15 protein-coding genes and 1 riboswitch are annotated in these 16,785 nt (G+C 56.5%); of the genes, 10 read left to right on the forward strand and 5 right to left on the reverse strand.

Annotated elements, in window-relative coordinates:
- Window positions 1-20 precede the first annotated feature (20 nt).
- Entirely contained in the window at window positions 21-1,931 is a 1,911-nt protein-coding gene (locus INF58_RS12370) for an ATP-dependent DNA helicase (RefSeq protein WP_023303884.1), read from the reverse strand.
- Between the two features lie 133 nt (window positions 1,932-2,064).
- Between INF58_RS12370 and INF58_RS12375 the strand changes: the two genes are divergently transcribed.
- Entirely contained in the window at window positions 2,065-2,409 is a 345-nt protein-coding gene (locus INF58_RS12375; RefSeq protein WP_003859927.1) for a RidA family protein, read from the forward strand.
- Between the two features lie 5 nt (window positions 2,410-2,414).
- Here the strand turns inward: INF58_RS12375 and INF58_RS12380 are convergent, their stop codons facing one another.
- Entirely contained in the window at window positions 2,415-2,597 is a 183-nt protein-coding gene (locus INF58_RS12380; protein ID WP_193527781.1) for a YoaH family protein, read from the reverse strand.
- Between the two features lie 61 nt (window positions 2,598-2,658).
- Between INF58_RS12380 and pabB the strand changes: the two genes are divergently transcribed.
- The 4 genes from pabB (at window position 2,659) to INF58_RS12400 (ending at window position 7,845) form a co-directional block, all read left to right on the forward strand.
- Window positions 2,659-3,993 (forward strand): aminodeoxychorismate synthase component 1, encoded by a 1,335-nt coding sequence (gene pabB, locus INF58_RS12385; protein WP_193527820.1) that lies wholly within the window; start codon window positions 2,659-2,661, stop codon window positions 3,991-3,993.
- A complete protein-coding gene (locus INF58_RS12390; protein ID WP_063868489.1) occupies window positions 3,990-4,568 on the forward strand; it encodes a CoA pyrophosphatase in 579 nt (192 codons plus the stop codon). The genes pabB and INF58_RS12390 overlap by 4 nt, the downstream gene beginning before the upstream one ends.
- A gap of 184 nt (window positions 4,569-4,752) precedes the next feature.
- Entirely contained in the window at window positions 4,753-6,117 is a 1,365-nt protein-coding gene (sdaA, locus tag INF58_RS12395) for an L-serine ammonia-lyase (protein WP_047354210.1), read from the forward strand.
- 129 nt (window positions 6,118-6,246) lie between these two features.
- Window positions 6,247-7,845, forward strand: a complete 1,599-nt coding sequence (locus INF58_RS12400; RefSeq protein WP_193527782.1) for an EAL domain-containing protein — start codon at window positions 6,247-6,249, stop codon at window positions 7,843-7,845.
- Between the two features lie 6 nt (window positions 7,846-7,851).
- Here INF58_RS12400 and yoaE read toward each other — a convergent pair whose 3' ends face one another.
- A complete protein-coding gene (gene yoaE / locus INF58_RS12405; protein WP_063449617.1) occupies window positions 7,852-9,411 on the reverse strand; it encodes a CNNM family cation transport protein YoaE in 1,560 nt (519 codons plus the stop codon).
- A 463-nt stretch (window positions 9,412-9,874) separates the two neighbouring features.
- Here yoaE and manX point away from each other — a divergent pair, with 463 nt between their 5' ends.
- The 5 genes from manX to mntP all read left to right on the forward strand — a co-directional run bounded on the left by manX (window position 9,875) and on the right by mntP (window position 14,026).
- Window positions 9,875-10,837 carry a PTS mannose transporter subunit IIAB gene (gene manX, locus INF58_RS12410; RefSeq protein WP_193527783.1) on the forward strand — a complete coding sequence of 321 codons (963 nt, stop codon included), beginning with the start codon at window positions 9,875-9,877 and terminating at the stop codon, window positions 10,835-10,837.
- Between the two features lie 47 nt (window positions 10,838-10,884).
- Window positions 10,885-11,685 (forward strand): PTS mannose transporter subunit IIC, encoded by an 801-nt coding sequence (gene manY / locus INF58_RS12415; RefSeq protein ID WP_063868486.1) that lies wholly within the window; start codon window positions 10,885-10,887, stop codon window positions 11,683-11,685.
- 12 nt (window positions 11,686-11,697) lie between these two features.
- Window positions 11,698-12,549, forward strand: a complete 852-nt coding sequence (locus tag INF58_RS12420; protein ID WP_006810994.1) for a PTS mannose transporter subunit IID — start codon at window positions 11,698-11,700, stop codon at window positions 12,547-12,549.
- A 54-nt stretch (window positions 12,550-12,603) separates the two neighbouring features.
- Entirely contained in the window at window positions 12,604-13,062 is a 459-nt protein-coding gene (locus tag INF58_RS12425; RefSeq protein WP_063449620.1) for a DUF986 family protein, read from the forward strand.
- Between the two features lie 198 nt (window positions 13,063-13,260).
- A riboswitch (yybP-ykoY riboswitch) is annotated at window positions 13,261-13,449 on the forward strand.
- Window positions 13,450-13,459: 10 nt separating this feature from the next.
- Complete coding sequence (gene mntP / locus INF58_RS12430; protein WP_193527784.1) at window positions 13,460-14,026, forward strand: manganese efflux pump MntP; 567 nt, start codon at window positions 13,460-13,462, stop codon at window positions 14,024-14,026.
- Here the strand turns inward: mntP and rlmA are convergent.
- Complete coding sequence (rlmA, locus tag INF58_RS12435) at window positions 14,023-14,838, reverse strand: 23S rRNA (guanine(745)-N(1))-methyltransferase (RefSeq protein WP_193527785.1); 816 nt, start codon at window positions 14,836-14,838, stop codon at window positions 14,023-14,025. The genes mntP and rlmA overlap by 4 nt on opposite strands.
- 39 nt (window positions 14,839-14,877) lie before the next feature.
- Window positions 14,878-16,623, reverse strand: coding sequence for a peptidoglycan glycosyltransferase FtsI (ftsI, locus tag INF58_RS12440; protein ID WP_193527786.1), 1,746 nt, complete (start codon window positions 16,621-16,623; stop codon window positions 14,878-14,880).
- Window positions 16,624-16,785: the final 162 nt, after the last annotated feature.

Here is a 16,785-nt window from a genome sequence, read left to right on the forward strand (position 1 = left end):
TTAACACACTCCGGCAAGAATTACTCCGCCGTTGGGTTCGCCAGGAAGCGGACCGCGCGTTTAATATCCCGCGTGCGCGGCGCGGGCGGCAGGCTGGCGAGGAAGGTTGCGCCGTAGGGGCGCATCACCAGGCGATTATCGCAGATCACCAGCACGCCGCGGTCGGTGACGTCGCGGATCAGTCGCCCTACTCCCTGCTTAAGCGTAATGACCGCATCCGGCAGCTGGACGTCGTCGAACGGATCGCCCCCACGCAGACGGCAATCCTCCATGCGCGCTTTCAGGAGCGGATCGTCCGGGGATGTGAACGGCAGCTTATCGATAATCACCAGCGAGAGCGTATCGCCGCGCACGTCCACCCCTTCCCAGAAGCTGCTGGTCGCCACCAGCAGGGCATTACCGGCGCTGACAAACTGCTGGAGCAGCTGGCCTTTACTGGTTTCTCCCTGTAACAGCACCGGCAGCGTCATGGTGGCGCGGAACTGCTCGGCCAAATCGCGCATCATGGCGTGGGATGTACACAGCATGAAACAACGCCCGTTGTTGGCCTCAATCATCGGCTTCAGCATGGCCGCCAGATGGCGCGCGGCCCCCGGCTGGTTAGGCAGCGGCAGATTGCGCGGCACGCACAGCAGCGCCTGTTTTTCGTAGTCAAACGGGCTCGGCAGAAGCAGAGATTCAGCCTGCTCAATGCCGAGGCGCTCGGTAAAGTGATGCAGATCGTCATTCACCGACAGCGTGGCCGAGGTAAAGACCCAGGTGCCGGGCTTTTGCGCCATCACCTCTTTGAATTTATCGGCAACGGTCAGCGGCGTCAGCGCCAGGGTGAAGTGGCGGGAGGTGCATTCGTACCAGTAGCTGTACCCCGGCTGGTTGATCTCTTTCAGCCGTTTCAGCCGCCCGCGATAGAGCGTGGCGCGTTCAAAGGCAGCGTCTAACAGGGCGGAACGGCCCAGTGACAGCTTCGCCACGTCGTAGCAGAGCTCAAGGGCATCGTCGAGCAGCAGCAGCGCGCGCTGGATATTTTTGTCTGCCAGCAGTTCACGCAGGTTGCCGCGATAGCCCGGCTCGCCAAGCTGTAAGCGGAAATCCTGCGCGCATTGTGCCAGGCGGTCCGCGCACTTCTGCAACTGCTGGGTATCTTTGAGTTCGGTGCGATAGGCAATGGTGATATCTTTCGCCAGATCCTGAAGCTGACGGCTGGAGAGCGACTGGCCAAAATACTGGCTGGCGATGTCCGGAAGCTGATGGGCTTCATCGAAGATCATCACCTCTGCCTCCGGGATCAGCTCGCCAAATCCACTGTCCTTGACCACCATATCCGCAAGAAACAGGTGATGGTTCACCACCACCACGTCGGCATCCATCGCCGTTTTACGCGCTTTCACCACAAAACAGTCTTTGTACAGCGGGCAGTCGCTGCCGAGGCAGTTGTCGTTGGTGCTGGTCACCAGCGGCCAGGCCGGGGAGTCTTCCGGCACGCTCGCGCAGGTGCTGATGTCCCCCTCCTCCGTCTGGTTGGCCCAGGCGCGCAGGACGATCACATCACTCAGGGTTTGTACCGGCAGATCTCCGCCGGCCAGCGCCTGCTGTTCAAGACGCTCCAGGCACAGGTAGTTTGAGCGCCCTTTCAGCAGGGCCAGACGCCCTTTGTATTTCAGCGCTTTCGCCACCGTGGGCAAGTCGCGGCTGTAGAGCTGGTCCTGAAGCGCTTTCGACCCCGTAGAGATGATCACCTTCTTTTTCGCCCGCAGCGCAGGGGCGAGGTAAGCGTAGGTTTTCCCCGTACCGGTTCCGGCCTCCACGACCAGCGGCTGCGCCTTGTCGATAGCGTGCGCGACGGCATGCGCCATCTGACGCTGGGGTTCACGCGGTTTAAAACCGGGAATAGCCTGTGCTAACTGACCTTCTGGGGAAAAATCGTCTGCCACGGTGTTCTCTCACTGTATTTTTGCACAGGGATTATGTCAGCCCCTTCTCTCCGGTGCCACCCCAAATAGTGACGACGGCGGAACATTATGGCAGTCTTGCCGCCTGACGACGAAAGATTACGAGGATACGTTTATGACAATTACGCGCATTGATGCCGAAGCCCGCTGGTCTGATGTGGTGATCCATAACCAGACGCTTTACTACACCGGTGTCCCTGCCAATCTGGACGCTGACGCCTTCGAGCAGACGGCGAACACCCTGGCGCAAATTGATGCTGTGCTGGAAAAACAGGGCAGCGATAAATCCCGCATTCTGGATGCGACCATTTTTCTGGCGAATAAAGACGATTTCGCGGCGATGAACAAAGCCTGGGATGCGTGGGTCGTGGCGGGTCACGCGCCTGTACGCTGCACCGTACAGGCCACGCTGATGAAACCGGAATACAAAGTTGAGATCAAGATTATCGCGGCAGTGTAAGCCGGTTATTCTTCATCTTCATCCTCAAAACGCGCCACGATACGCTCACCGGTATGGGTGGCGCGAAGTTCTTCCGCGACCTGGGAAATCGCCTGTCCGCTGCTCATCCCCTGGGACATCAGCTCCTGAATACGTTCAACGGCTTTCTGCTGTTGGTCCTGGCTGAGAGAAGGTAAACCTGCAAACATCGTTAACTCCTGCTAAATTATTCGCGCTAATTATTTCACGCTGCCCGGTAGTATGCCATACATGAACATGCGCTTCCCCACTGTTATTACCTTGCCCTGGCGTACGGACGCCGCCGAGTTCTGGTTTGCCCGTCTGAGCCATCTTCCTTTTGCCATGCTGCTGCACTCAGGCCATGCGGATCACCCTTACAGCCGTTTTGATATTCTGGTGGCCGATCCGGTGAAAACGCTGACGACCGATGAGCTGTCGCCAACGGACGATCCGCTGCTGCGGCTTCAGCAGGAGATTAACGCGCTGGGCTTATCCGCCACGCCGAACCCGGACCTTCCTTTCCAGGGAGGCGCGCTGGGGCTGTTTGGTTACGATCTGGGTCGTCGATTCGAAAAGCTGCCCGAGTTAGCGCAGGCGGATATTGCCCTGCCGGATATGGCGGTGGGGCTGTATGACTGGGCGCTGATCGTGGATCACCGTAAGCAGACGGTCTCCCTGCTGAGCCATCGTGACGTGCAGGCGCGTCGGGCCTGGCTTGAGGCGCAACGGCCCGCCGTAACGGAGCAGTTTATGCTGACCTCCGGCTGGCGCTCAAACATGAGCGCGATGGAATACGCGGAAAAATTCTCCCGCGTGCAGGCGTATCTGCAAAGCGGCGACTGCTATCAGGTGAACCTGGCCCAGCGCTTCCAGGCAGCATACCGGGGGGATGAATGGCAGGCGTTTATCCGCCTCAATGCCAGCAACAAGGCGCCGTTCAGCGCGTTTATACGCCTGGAGCGCGGCGCGATCCTCAGCCTTTCGCCCGAGCGTTTTATCCATCTGGCGGAAGGGACGATTCAGACCCGCCCGATCAAGGGCACCCTGCCGCGCCTTGACGATCCGGATGCAGACCGTCAGCAGGCGCAGAAGCTGGCTGCCTCGCCCAAAGACCGTGCCGAAAACCTGATGATTGTCGATCTGATGCGCAATGACATTGGCCGCGTCGCCGAGCCGGGCAGCTTGCGCGTACCGGAGCTGTTTATCGTGGAGCCTTTCCCGGCGGTGCATCATCTTGTCAGCACCATTACCGCCCGTCTGCCGTCCTCGCGCACCGCCTGCGATCTGCTCCGCGCCGCGTTTCCGGGAGGCTCCATCACCGGCGCGCCAAAGGTGCGCGCGATGGAGATTATCGACGAACTGGAACCCCATCGCCGCAACGCCTGGTGCGGCAGCATCGGCTATGTGAGCCTGTGCGGAACCATGGACACCAGCATCACCATTCGCACGCTCACCGCCTGCGGCGGGAATCTGTACTGCTCCGCAGGCGGTGGCATTGTGGCCGACAGCCAGGCCGGAGCGGAATATCAGGAAACGTTTGATAAAGTGAATCGTATCCTGAAACAACTGGAGAACTCACGGTGAAGAAAGAAAACCTGACGCTGGATGATTTTTTGTCGCGCTTTCAGCTTCTGCGGCCCCAGGTCAACCGCGCCACGTTGAATCAACGTCAGGCGGCGGTGCTGATCCCGGTTGTGCGTCGTGAACAGCCGGGTCTGTTGCTTACCCAGCGCGCACCGCATATGCGAAAACACGCCGGTCAGGTTGCGTTTCCCGGCGGCGCGGTGGACAGCACCGATGCTTCCCTGATTGCCGCCGCGCTGCGCGAGGCGCATGAGGAAGTGGCGATCCCCCCGGAAGCGGTGGAGGTGATCGGCGTGCTGCCGCCGGTCGACAGCGTCACCGGTTTTCAGGTCACGCCGGTGGTCGGCATTATTCCGCCCGATCTTCAATATCACGCCAGCGTCGATGAAGTTTCAGCTGTGTTCGAAATGCCGCTTGAAGAGGCCCTTCGTCTGGGTCGCTATCACCCGCTGGATATTCACCGTCGCGGGCACGATCATCGGGTCTGGCTGTCGTGGTATCAGCATTATTTTGTCTGGGGCATGACGGCAGGCATTATTCGTGAACTGGCGCTGCAAATCGGCCTGAAGCCTTGACTATACTTTACATTCCACCCTTTTCTGGCAGGTTTGCGATCGGCGTCGCGCTATTAGCAAAACCATCGTTAACCATTAGTTTAATTCATGTGAATAGTTAAGCCGAGGTTGGTGTTCCCTCTTACACTATGCGCAGTTATAACATCGTTACTGGAACCCCAGTAACCCTGTCAGGAGTGTGAAAGTGATTAGTATATTCGACATGTTCAAAGTGGGGATTGGCCCGTCCTCTTCCCACACTGTAGGGCCGATGAAGGCCGGTAAACAGTTCGTCGATGATCTGGTCGAAAAAGGATTACTGGAAAGCGTTACCCGTGTTGCCGTAGACGTTTACGGTTCACTGTCATTAACGGGTAAAGGCCACCACACCGATATCGCCATTATTATGGGTCTGGCGGGCAACATGCCGGACACTGTTGATATTGATGCCATTCCGGCATTTATCCGCGACGTGGAAACGCGCGGACGCCTGCTGCTGGCTAACGGTCAGCATGAAGTGGACTTCCCGCAGGATGACGGGATGCGTTTTCGCAGCGACAACCTGCCGCTGCACGAAAACGGCATGACCATCCACGCCTGGAGCGGCGAAAAAGAGATCTACAGCAAAACCTACTACTCCATCGGCGGTGGCTTCATCGTTGACGAAGAACACTTTGGTAAAGAGAGCGCGGGCGACGTCAATGTGCCCTATCCGTTCAAATCCGCCACCGAAATGCTGGGCTACTGCAAAGAGACCGGTCTGTCCCTCTCCGGCATGGTGATGAAGAACGAGCTGGCGCTGCACAGCAAAAAAGAGATCGAAGACTATTTTGCTAACGTATGGCAAACCATGCGCGCCTGTATCGATCGCGGTATGAACACCGAAGGCGTTCTGCCGGGCCCGTTGCGCGTGCCGCGTCGTGCATCCGCGCTGCGCCGTATGCTGGTCACCACGGACAAATTCTCCAACGACCCGATGAACGTGGTTGACTGGGTGAACATGTTTGCTCTGGCGGTGAACGAAGAGAACGCCGCAGGGGGCCGCGTGGTGACCGCGCCGACCAACGGCGCGTGCGGTATCGTTCCGGCGGTGCTGGCCTACTACGATCACTTTATCGAGCCCGTCACGCCGGACATTTACATCCGTTATTTCCTCGCGGCAGGCGCCATCGGCGCACTGTACAAAATGAACGCCTCTATCTCCGGTGCGGAAGTGGGCTGTCAGGGTGAAGTGGGCGTTGCCTGCTCCATGGCGGCAGCGGGACTGGCGGAGCTGCTGGGCGCAAGCCCTGAGCAGGTTTGCGTGGCGGCGGAAATCGGCATGGAGCATAACCTCGGTCTGACCTGTGACCCGGTTGCCGGCCAGGTGCAGGTGCCGTGCATTGAGCGTAACGCCATCGCCTCCGTTAAGGCCATCAACGCCTCGCGCATGGCGATGCGTCGCACCAGCGAGCCACGCGTGTCGCTGGATAAGGTTATCGAAACCATGTACGAAACCGGCAAGGACATGAATGCGAAGTACCGCGAGACCTCCCGCGGTGGTCTGGCCATTAAGGTGCAGTGCGACTAAGCCTTCCTTTCGCCCATCCACAACGGATGGGCGAATTTTCTTCTCTCGTCTCGTCGCTTCACGTAATCCCCACTACACTGTCACTGTTGCGTCTGGCTCTTCCGGCCGGTGCTTAACAGGCGACCGTTCATGCAAACTGCACAAACGATCATTAAAGACTATCGCCGAAAACGCGTTATCGTCTGCGTCACGGTTGCGCTCATGACGCTCGTCCTGACGTTGGGCATTCGCTTTATTTCACAGCGCAACATAAATCAGGATCGGATCCAGGACTTTGCTCAGAGCACCGTCCGCGCGCTGGACAAGGTGCTGATGTCCCTGGAAACCCACCGTGAAACCCTCATCGCGCTGGTGGGTGAACCCTGTTCCGGGGTGAATCTTGTCCTGCGAAAACAGGCGGCGATTCTGCAAACCGTACGCTCAATCGCCCTTGTAAAAGACGGCACGCTGTATTGCTCAAGCGTGTTCGGCATTCGTAATGTGCCCGTCAGCGAATTTCACCCGATCCTGCCGGCGAGCGATCCCAGGCTGCTGTTATTGACCGACCGGTGGCTGTTAAAGGGCAGCCCGGTGCTGATCCAGTGGTCCCCCGTGGCGGGCCGGAGCAAGGATGGGGTGATGGAGGTGGTGAATATCGATCTCATAACCAAAATGATCCTTGAGCCGCAGCGGCCGCTGATTACCGACGTTGTCCTCAAGGTGGGCGATAATTTTCTCCGCGACGGGCAACAGGTCACGAATACGCTGACCTTCGATGAACACGCCTCCCTGCTGGAACAGTCGTCACAGCGGTACCCCTTCAGCGTCACTGTCAGCGGCCCGGGGCCAGGCGAAATGGCGTTGAGGAATCTGCCCACTCAGCTTCCGCTGGCGCTGATGCTCAGCTTACTGATGGGCTATATCGTCTGGCTCGCCACGGCGCGGCGCATCAGTTTCACCTGGGAAATCAATATGGGGATTGCCGCCCGGGAGTTTGAACTCTTCTGCCAGCCGCTGATGAATGCCCGCACGCGGGAGTGCGTCGGCGTCGAGATCCTTCTGCGCTGGAATAACCCGCGTCAGGGATGGATCTCACCCGATGTCTTTATCCCTCTGGCCGAAGAACATAACCTGATTGTTCCGCTTACCCGCTACGTCATCAGCGAAACGGTGCGGCAGATAGGCTATTTCCCGGCCTCGCGCGATTTCCATATCGGCATTAACGTGGCCGCCAGCCATTTTCGCCGCGCTGCGCTGATCCGGGATCTCAACCGCATCTGGTTTAACGCCAATCCGGTTCAGCAGCTGATTGTGGAGTTAACTGAACGCGATGCGTTGCTTGATGTGGATTACCGCATCGTGCGCGAGCTGCACCGTAAAGGGGTGAAACTTGCGATTGATGATTTTGGTACCGGCAATAGCTCACTTTCGTGGCTTGAAAAGCTGCGTCCGGACGTGCTGAAAATTGATAAATCCTTCACCACCGCGATCGGCACCGACGCCGTGAACTCAACGGTCACGGATATCATTATTGCGTTGGGCCAGCGGCTGAATATAGAACTGGTTGCGGAAGGGGTTGAAACCGAGGAGCAGTCGCGCTATTTGCGCCGTCACAGCGTACACATTTTGCAGGGGTTCTTGTATGCGCGACCAATGCCGCTGCGGGAGTTTCCGACATGGCTGGCGGAAAGTGCCTCTCCGCCAGCCCGTCACAATGGACACATCGTGCCGTTATTGCCGTTACGCTAGCAAGCGTTACTCTTCTTCGTCGTGTGCGGACTGCTCTTTAACAATACGCACCATATCAACGCGATAGTCGTTGGCTTCAACGATGGTAATTTGCAGCGGCGGCAGCTCCAGCACATCACCGACACGCGGGATCTGTCCGTTAACGGCAATCACCAGCCCTGCCACGGTGGCGATGTCTTCATCGTCATTGACTACGTTTTCAACGCCCAGCGTGTGCGAGAGCGCGTGCAGATCGGTGGTACCTTTCACCAGCCAGCCGTCACCGTCGGCAACGATTTCCGGCGTTTCATCCGCATCGGGGAATTCACCCGCGATCGCTTCCAGCACGTCAAGCGGCGTGACCAGCCCCTGTACCACACCAAATTCGTTGGTGACGATAACAAAACTGCCGCGGGCACGACGCAGCACGCCCAGCAGGTTAATCGGATCCAGCGTCTCCGGCACCACGATGGCAGGCGACGCGGCTGCAACGGCCTCGACGTTGACGCCCTCTTCCAGCGCCACGAGCATCTCTTTCGCGCGCACCACGCCGATGATCTCATCCAGCTCGCCCCGACAGACCGGGAACAGGCTGTGCGGCGAGGAGAGCAGCTGCTGACGAATTTCGTCGACGCTCAGGTTGGCATCCACCCAGCTGATTTCTCCGCGCGGCGTCATAATGCCGCGCAGAGAGCGGGAGGCCAGCGAAAGCACGCCGTTGATCATATAGCGTTCTTCTTCCACAAACGCGCCTTCCGGCACCGGAACCGGGTTGCGGTTCTCGCTGTCCGCCTGCACGTTCACCTGGCGACGGCCGCCCATCAGGCGCAGGATCGCATCGGCGGTACGGGCGCGCAGCGGCTGATTCGACTGCTGCTTAATAAAGTTACGGCGCGCAATCTGGTTAAACAGCTCGATTAAGATCGAGAAGCCAATCGCGGCGTACAGGTAGCCTTTCGGAATATGGAAGCCAAAACCTTCTGCCACCAGGCTCAGACCAATCATCAGCAGGAAGCTCAGACACAGCACCACTACCGTCGGGTGCTGGTTGACGAAACGCGTCAGCGGCTTCGAGGCCAGCAGCATTACCGCCATCGCAATCACAACCGCCGCCATCATCACCGGCAGATGGTTCACCATGCCGACCGCCGTAATCACCGCATCCAGCGAGAAGACCGCATCAAGCACCACGATCTGAAGAACAACGACCCAGAAGCTGGCATAGCCTTTACCGTGTCCACCGTCGTGCTGCCGGTTTTCCAGCCGTTCATGCAGCTCCGTTGTGGCTTTGAACAGCAGGAAAAGCCCCCCCACCAGCATGATCAAATCGCGACCGGAGAAGGTGAAATCCATCACGGTGAACAGCGGCTTCGTCAGCGTAACCATCCACGAGATCACGGACAGCAGGCCCAGTCGCATGATCAGCGCCAGCGAGAGGCCGATCAGACGGGCTTTGTCACGCTGTTTCGGCGGCAGCTTGTCCGCCAGGATGGCGATAAACACCAGGTTATCAATACCGAGAACGATCTCCAGCACGACCAGCGTAAGCAGTCCTACCCAGATTGACGGGTCCATTAAGAATTCCATGACACGCTCCTGCTAAAGGAATGACAAAACGGTGCCCCGCTGATTTCGGGCAGTTCAAAGGAAATGAGAGTCGATGCGTGGCGAAGATCGCCGGTGAATAAGGCGCGGGATGGCCTGGAAGATGACTGACGTCGGTGACGGTCCATATAGTGGGCTGTAGCCCTATACTCCTGAATAATTAAACGGACGCTAAACATATCAGAGACAATTGGTATTTAGCAAAGATTTACGTTCCTTTGCAAACTTCTGTAACACACGCGGTTTATCTTTTAGAAAAATCTGTAATGCGTAGCTAAATTACGGATCTTCATCACATAAATTATTTTTTCACTATCTAAAATAATTCGCGGAAGTCTTGGTTTTTTAGAACTCTAACCCTTATCTGAATCGATTCGGTTCGCCAATACGATTCTCAGTACGCCTGCCTGGCAGACGTATAAATGATAATAATAGGAGGTAGCAAGTGACCATTGCTATTGTCATAGGCACACATGGTTGGGCTGCGGAGCAGTTACTCAAAACGGCAGAGATGCTGTTGGGCGAGCAGGAAAACGTCGGCTGGATCGATTTCGTTCCCGGTGAAAACGCCGAGACGCTGATTGAAAAATATACTGCTCAGCTTGAGAAGCTGGATACCAGCAAAGGCGTGCTGTTTCTCGTGGATACATGGGGCGGCAGCCCGTTCAACGCTGCCAGCCGCATTGTCGTCGATAAAGAGCATTATGAAGTCGTCGCCGGGGTGAATATCCCGATGCTGGTGGAAACCTTGATGGCGCGTGACGACAACCCAGGCTTTGACGAGCTGGTGGCGCTGGCGGTGGAAACCGGTCGCGAAGGCGTTAAGGCGCTGAAAGCACAGCCGGTTGAAAAAGCCGCCCCTGCCCCTGCTGCACCAAAGGCCGCTGCACCGGCGAAGCCAATGGGTCCGAACGATTACATGGTTATCGGCCTTGCGCGTATTGATGACCGTCTGATCCACGGCCAGGTGGCGACACGCTGGACCAAAGAGACAAACGTACAACGCATTATCGTGGTCAGTGACGAAGTGGCCGCTGACACTGTCCGCAAAACACTTCTTACCCAGGTTGCACCGCCGGGCGTTACCGCGCACGTCGTGGATGTCGCCAAAATGATCCGCGTTTACAACAACCCGAAATATGCGGGCGAACGCGTGATGCTTCTCTTCACCAACCCGACAGACGTCGAACGCCTTGTTGAAGGCGGCGTGAAAATCACCTCCGTTAACATTGGCGGTATGGCATTCCGTCAGGGCAAAACGCAGGTCAATAACGCGATTTCAGTGGATGCGAAAGATATCGAGGCCTTCAATAAGCTGAATGCCCGCGGTATCGAACTGGAAGCCCGTAAGGTTTCCACGGATCAGAAACTGAAAATGATGGATTTGATCGGCAAAGTGGGGAAATAAGCCCGGGCCGGTTTTTCATATAAAGCTTATGTAATAGGAGAAGTGCAATGGAGATTACTACTCTTCAAATTGTACTGGTGTTCATCGTCGCATGTATTGCGGGTATGGAATCCGTACTTGATGAATTTCAGTTCCACCGTCCTCTGGTGGCCTGTACGCTGATTGGCGCCGTTCTCGGTGACATGAAAACCGGTATCATTATCGGTGGTACGCTGGAAATGATCGCCCTCGGCTGGATGAACATCGGTGCAGCCGTTGCGCCAGATGCCGCCCTGGCGTCCATTATCTCAACCGTTCTGGTTATCGCCGGTCACCAGAGTATTGGTGCCGGTATCGCGCTGGCTATTCCACTGGCCGCTGCGGGCCAGGTACTGACCATCATCGTTCGTACTATCACCGTGGCCTTCCAGCACGCGGCGGATAAGGCAGCCGAAAACGGCAACCTTACGGCGCTCTCCTGGATCCACGTTTCCTCCCTGTTCCTGCAAGCGATGCGTATCGCGATCCCGGCGGTTATCGTGGCGATCTCCGTGGGGACCAGCGAAGTTCAGAGCATGCTGAACGCCATCCCTGAAGTGGTCACCAGCGGTCTGAACATCGCCGGCGGCATGATTGTGGTGGTCGGTTATGCGATGGTCATCAACATGATGCGTGCGGGCTACCTGATGCCATTCTTCTACCTCGGCTTCGTTACCGCTGCGTTCACCAACTTCAACCTGGTTGCGCTCGGCGTGATTGGCGCGGTGATGGCAATTCTTTATATCCAGCTCAGCCCGAAATACAACCGCGTCGCGGGTGCCCCTGCGCAGGCCGCTGGTAACAACGATCTCGATAACGAACTGGACTAACAGGTGAGCGAAATGGTTGATATGACAAAAACTACCACTGAGAAAAAACTCACTCCGGGTGATATTCGTGGCGTGTTCATCCGTTCTAACCTGTTTCAGGGTTCATGGAACTTCGAACGTATGCAGGCGCTCGGCTTCTGCTTCTCCATGGTGCCGGCAATCAAACGCCTGTATCCGGAAAACAACGAAGCGCGCCGTCAGGCAATTAAGCGTCACCTGGAATTCTTCAACACCCATCCCTACGTCGCGGCGCCTGTTCTGGGCGTAACGCTGGCGATGGAAGAGCAGCGTGCGAACGGGGCTGAGATTGACGATGGTGCCATCAACGGGATCAAAGTCGGTCTGATGGGGCCGCTGGCAGGCGTGGGCGACCCTATCTTCTGGGGAACCGTGCGTCCGGTGTTTGCGGCGCTGGGTGCCGGTATTGCCATGAGCGGCAGCCTGCTTGGTCCTCTGCTGTTCTTCATCCTGTTTAACGCGGTGCGTCTGCTGACCCGTTACTACGGCGTGGCGTACGGCTACCGTAAAGGGGTGGATATCGTTAAGGATATGGGCGGCGGCTTCCTGCAAAAACTGACTGAGGGGGCGTCAATCCTCGGCCTGTTTGTGATGGGGGCGCTGGTTAACAAGTGGACGCACGTGAACATCCCGCTGGTGGTATCGACCATCACCGGTCAGGATGGTCAGACGCGCGTTACCACCGTGCAGACCATTCTGGACCAGCTGATGCCGGGCCTGGTACCGCTGCTGTTAACCTTCGCCTGCATGTGGCTGCTGCGTAAGAAAGTGAACCCGCTGTGGATCATCGTTGGCTTCTTCGTCATCGGTATCGCGGGCTACGCCGTCGGCCTGCTGGGTCTGTAATAAAATGCGTTACCGACCGGGGGCTTGCCCCCGGTCTTTTTATCTGGAGGATGAATGACTGTCACGGACACCGTACTGGTTTTGTTTATTGTTGCCCTTCTGGCTTACGCGATCTATGACGAGTTCATTATGCCTCGCCGCCACGGCGAGACGCTGCTGACCCTTCCCCTCTTACGCCGTGGACGCATTGATGCATTCATCTTCGCCGGGCTGGTGGTCATTCTGATTTACAATAACGTGACCAGCCACGGTGCAATATTAACCACATGGTTATTATGTGCGCTGGCATTAATGGCGATTTACCTGTTCTGGATCCGCTCGCCAAAACTCATTTTTAAAAAACAGGGATTCTTCTTCGCCAATGTCTGGATAGAATATAACCGTATTAAAGAGATGAATTTATCCGAGGACGGGGTGCTGGTGATGCAATTAGAACAACGCCGCCTGCTCATTCGGGTTAAAAATATTGATGACCTGGAAAAGATCTACAGATTACTCGTTAAAACTCAATGAGTTACTATTATAGCTTCGGCTATATATTGCGTAATTTTCTTGTTCGTAATATAGCCGATGCTATATCCTCCCCGTTAAATAGCTTATATTTCTTAACGATATTTTCACCCATAAATCTAAATGAAAATCGTTATCAACGCAGTCCCTGAATTAAGCCTTTCTGACTGTTGTTTTATATTCTCAAAATATGTTAAGGTTGCGCCCGTCGTTGGGGAGTAGCCGATTTCCTGCCTTCAGGAAATGTACGTGTCAACATACTCGTTGAAAAACGTGGCGCGTACGGATCGCTTTCAGCACTTACTGTGCCAAAGGGATCAGGCGAGACCATAGATACATCAACTGCTGTTTACTGGGGGCAGTGATGTGTCATATGGATATCCCCGGTCTGGACGCGCTTATGAATATCTCCGCTACGATCCTCCTGGCCTTTGGCATGTCAATGGACGCATTTGCCGCCTCTATCGGTAAAGGTGCTACCCTCCATAAACCTAAATTTTCCGAAGCCCTGCGTACCGGTCTTATCTTTGGCGCTATCGAAACGCTGACGCCGCTTATCGGATGGGGTCTGGGGATGCTCGCCAGCCAGTTTGTGCTGGAGTGGAACCACTGGATTGCCTTCGTGCTGCTGGTCTTTCTCGGCGGCCGGATGTTGATTGAAGGTTTGCGGGGCAACAGCGATGAAGATGACGCGCCGCTGCACCGCCACGGCTTCTGGCTTCTGGTGACCACCGCTATCGCAACCAGCCTGGACGCCATGGCCGTCGGTGTCGGTCTGGCGTTTTTGCAGGTCAATATTATCGCCACCGCGCTGGCGATTGGCTGCGCGACGCTTATCATGTCAACGCTGGGGATGATGGTTGGCCGGTTCATTGGCCCGCTGCTGGGTAAACGAGCCGAAATTTTGGGCGGTATCGTGTTGATCGGGATTGGTGCCCAAATCCTCTGGGCACACTTCGCGGGTTAACCTTCGCGCTGCCAGCAATGGATGCTGAAATCCGTCTGGCAGCGAAATTCTGTCTGCGCTGCCAGCGTTTCCCACACCGCGGGTTTTGCCCGCCACGCAAACGGCGTCATTTGCAGTAACGCCACAGCTTCGCTTCCCTGTAACGTCATTTCATACGCCACCGACAGCTCCTGCTTTAACGCAAAGCCCGCCAGCTGTTCTGAGTGAGGCGCATGCAGGTGCACTTCATCATAGATCAGCCCTTTCAGCTCCAGCAGATGACGGGGCCCTGGCGTAACGGTGATAACCCACCCGCCGGGCTTAACCACGCGCGCCAGCTCCTCTGCCTTGCACGGCGCGTAGATACGCACCACGGCGTCCATGCTCGCCTCCTCAAACGGCAGACGGTGGCTGGAGGCCACGCAGAACGTCACCGCGGAATAGCGTTTTGCTGCCGCACGGATTGCCACTTTCGATACGTCCAGGCCGTACGTTTCGGCGCCCTTCTCAGCCGCCACGTCTGCAAACGTTGCGGTGTAGTAGCCTTCGCCACAGCCGATATCCAGCATGGCGGATGCGCCTTCTGTCAGACAGTTACCGAGTAAGTCGACGACAGAATCCCTGAGCGGTTGATAGTGCCCGGCATCGAGAAACGCCCGGCGGGCCTGCATCATCTCCGCGCTGTCACCCGGGTCCCGGGAGCGCTTGTGCTGTACAGGCAGAAGATTCACATAGCCCTCTTTCGCCCTGTCAAACTGATGTCCCTGTGGACAGATAAACGTTTTCTCCGCGCGCGTCAGCGGCGCGTGGCAAAGGGGACAGCAGAAAGACATGACAACTCCAGGGCGTAAACCAAAAGGCGAAGTGTACCGCTATTCGCCAGGGTTATAAACGGCTGGGTAACGCATCACAATCAGATGCTCAGAATCTGCCGGCAGCCCGTCTGGCTTTACGTTTTCCAGACGCAGTACGTTCCCCATAATTTCGCTGAAAACGGGCGCAGAAACCGCCCCGCCGTAGTAGGCGCCGTTTTTCGGGTCGTTGATCACCACCACCAGCGCAAAACGAGGATCGCTGGCGGGCGCAACGCCCGCTGTGTAGGCGACGTATTTATCCACATACTTACCGTGTTCATCGATTTTTTTGGCCGTCCCGGTTTTAATCGCCACGCGATAGTTACGCACCGCTGCTTTGATCCCACCACCGCCGGGTAACGCGACGCTCTCCATCATGTGTTCCACCTCATGAACAATTTCCTCGGGCATCACCCGTTTGCCAATCACCGGCGGATCGATACGGGTAATGGACAGAGGCCGTTCAATACCATAGCTGCCGATGGTGGCATACACATGCGCCAGCTGGAGGGGGGTGACCATCAGGCCATAGCCGAATGCAAAGGTCGCCCGGTCTAACTGGCTCCAGAATTTTCGCTGTGGCAGTAAGCCAGCGCTTTCCCCCGTTAAGCCAAGCCCGGTACTCTCGCCAAAACCAAAGTGCTTATAGGTATCCAGTAACCGTTGCACGGGCATCGCCAGCGAAAGACGGGATACGCCCGTGTCGCTGGACTTTTGCAGGATCCCGGTCATCGTCAGTTCCGGATAGTAGCCCACGTCGCGAATACGATGCCCATCAATAGTGTAGGGATGCGTGTCTATCACGCTGTCAGGCTGAACCAGCCCCTGCTGTAGCGCCGTCATCAACACCAGAGGCTTAACGGTCGAGCCCGGTTCAAAGGTGTCGCTGATCGCGCGATTGCGAAAATCATCCAGCGTTGCCCCTTCCCGATTGTTGGGGTTGAAGTCCGGGAAGCTGGCCATCGCCAGTATTTCGCCCGTCTGGATATTAATCAGTACCGACGCGCCTGACTCGGCTTTGTTCCACGCCACGGCATTATCCAGCGCGTCTTCGGTGATGGTTTGCAGGCGTTCATCAATACTGAGCTGGATATTGTGGGCAGGAACGGGGGCCACCTCAGTGAGGTTCTCCACCACATGTCCATAGCGATCTTTCCTGACCAGCCGCACGCCTGCCTTCCCGGTGAGCTGCGTGTTGAAACTTTTCTCGACGCCCTCAATACCCTGACCATCAATGTTCGTGAAGCCAATCAGGTTAGCCGCCACGTGTCCGGCGGGATAAAAGCGGCGGGACTCATCGCGAAGGTTAATACCGGGAAGACGCAGCTTATCGATCCACTTTGCCTGGGAGGGATCAACCTGACGGGCAAGATAAATGAATCGCCCGTGCGGGTTGCTGTTAATCCGGGATGCGAGCGTGCTCAGAGAAAGATGTAAGGCATTTGCCAGAGCCTGCCAGCGCGAATCAAACCCGACGCCCCCTTTTTCCAGCACGGTTTTGGGATCGGCCCAGACGGCCTGCACGGGTACGCTTACCGCAAGGGGACGCCCTTCACGGTCAACAATCATCCCACGCGGGGCGTCTATCGCCACTTCGCGCAGGGAGCGCATATCCTCCTGCTTCACCAGATTATCCGGTTTGATAATTTGTAGCCACGCCACGCGGCCCAGCAGAAACGCGAGGCTACAAAAGATAGCGAGACACAGAAGTGCAAAACGTGCCGGCGTAAAGTTTCCGGTGGTCGTTATTGTCTTTTTTTTCACCTTAACCCCAGGGCTGTTGATCAACGCCCTGATTTAACGGGAAAAACGGATAATAAGACGGGAAAAGAATGCTAATAACCTCATGGGTTTGCAACAAGATACTAACAGAGGTGGATTACGTAATATTTTGAAAAATAAGCGAATAAAAAAGCCCCGCATCGG

The sequence above is a fragment of the Enterobacter cloacae complex sp. P24RS genome (assembly GCF_014982165.1).
Lineage (GTDB): Bacteria > Pseudomonadota > Gammaproteobacteria > Enterobacterales > Enterobacteriaceae > Enterobacter > Enterobacter quasihormaechei.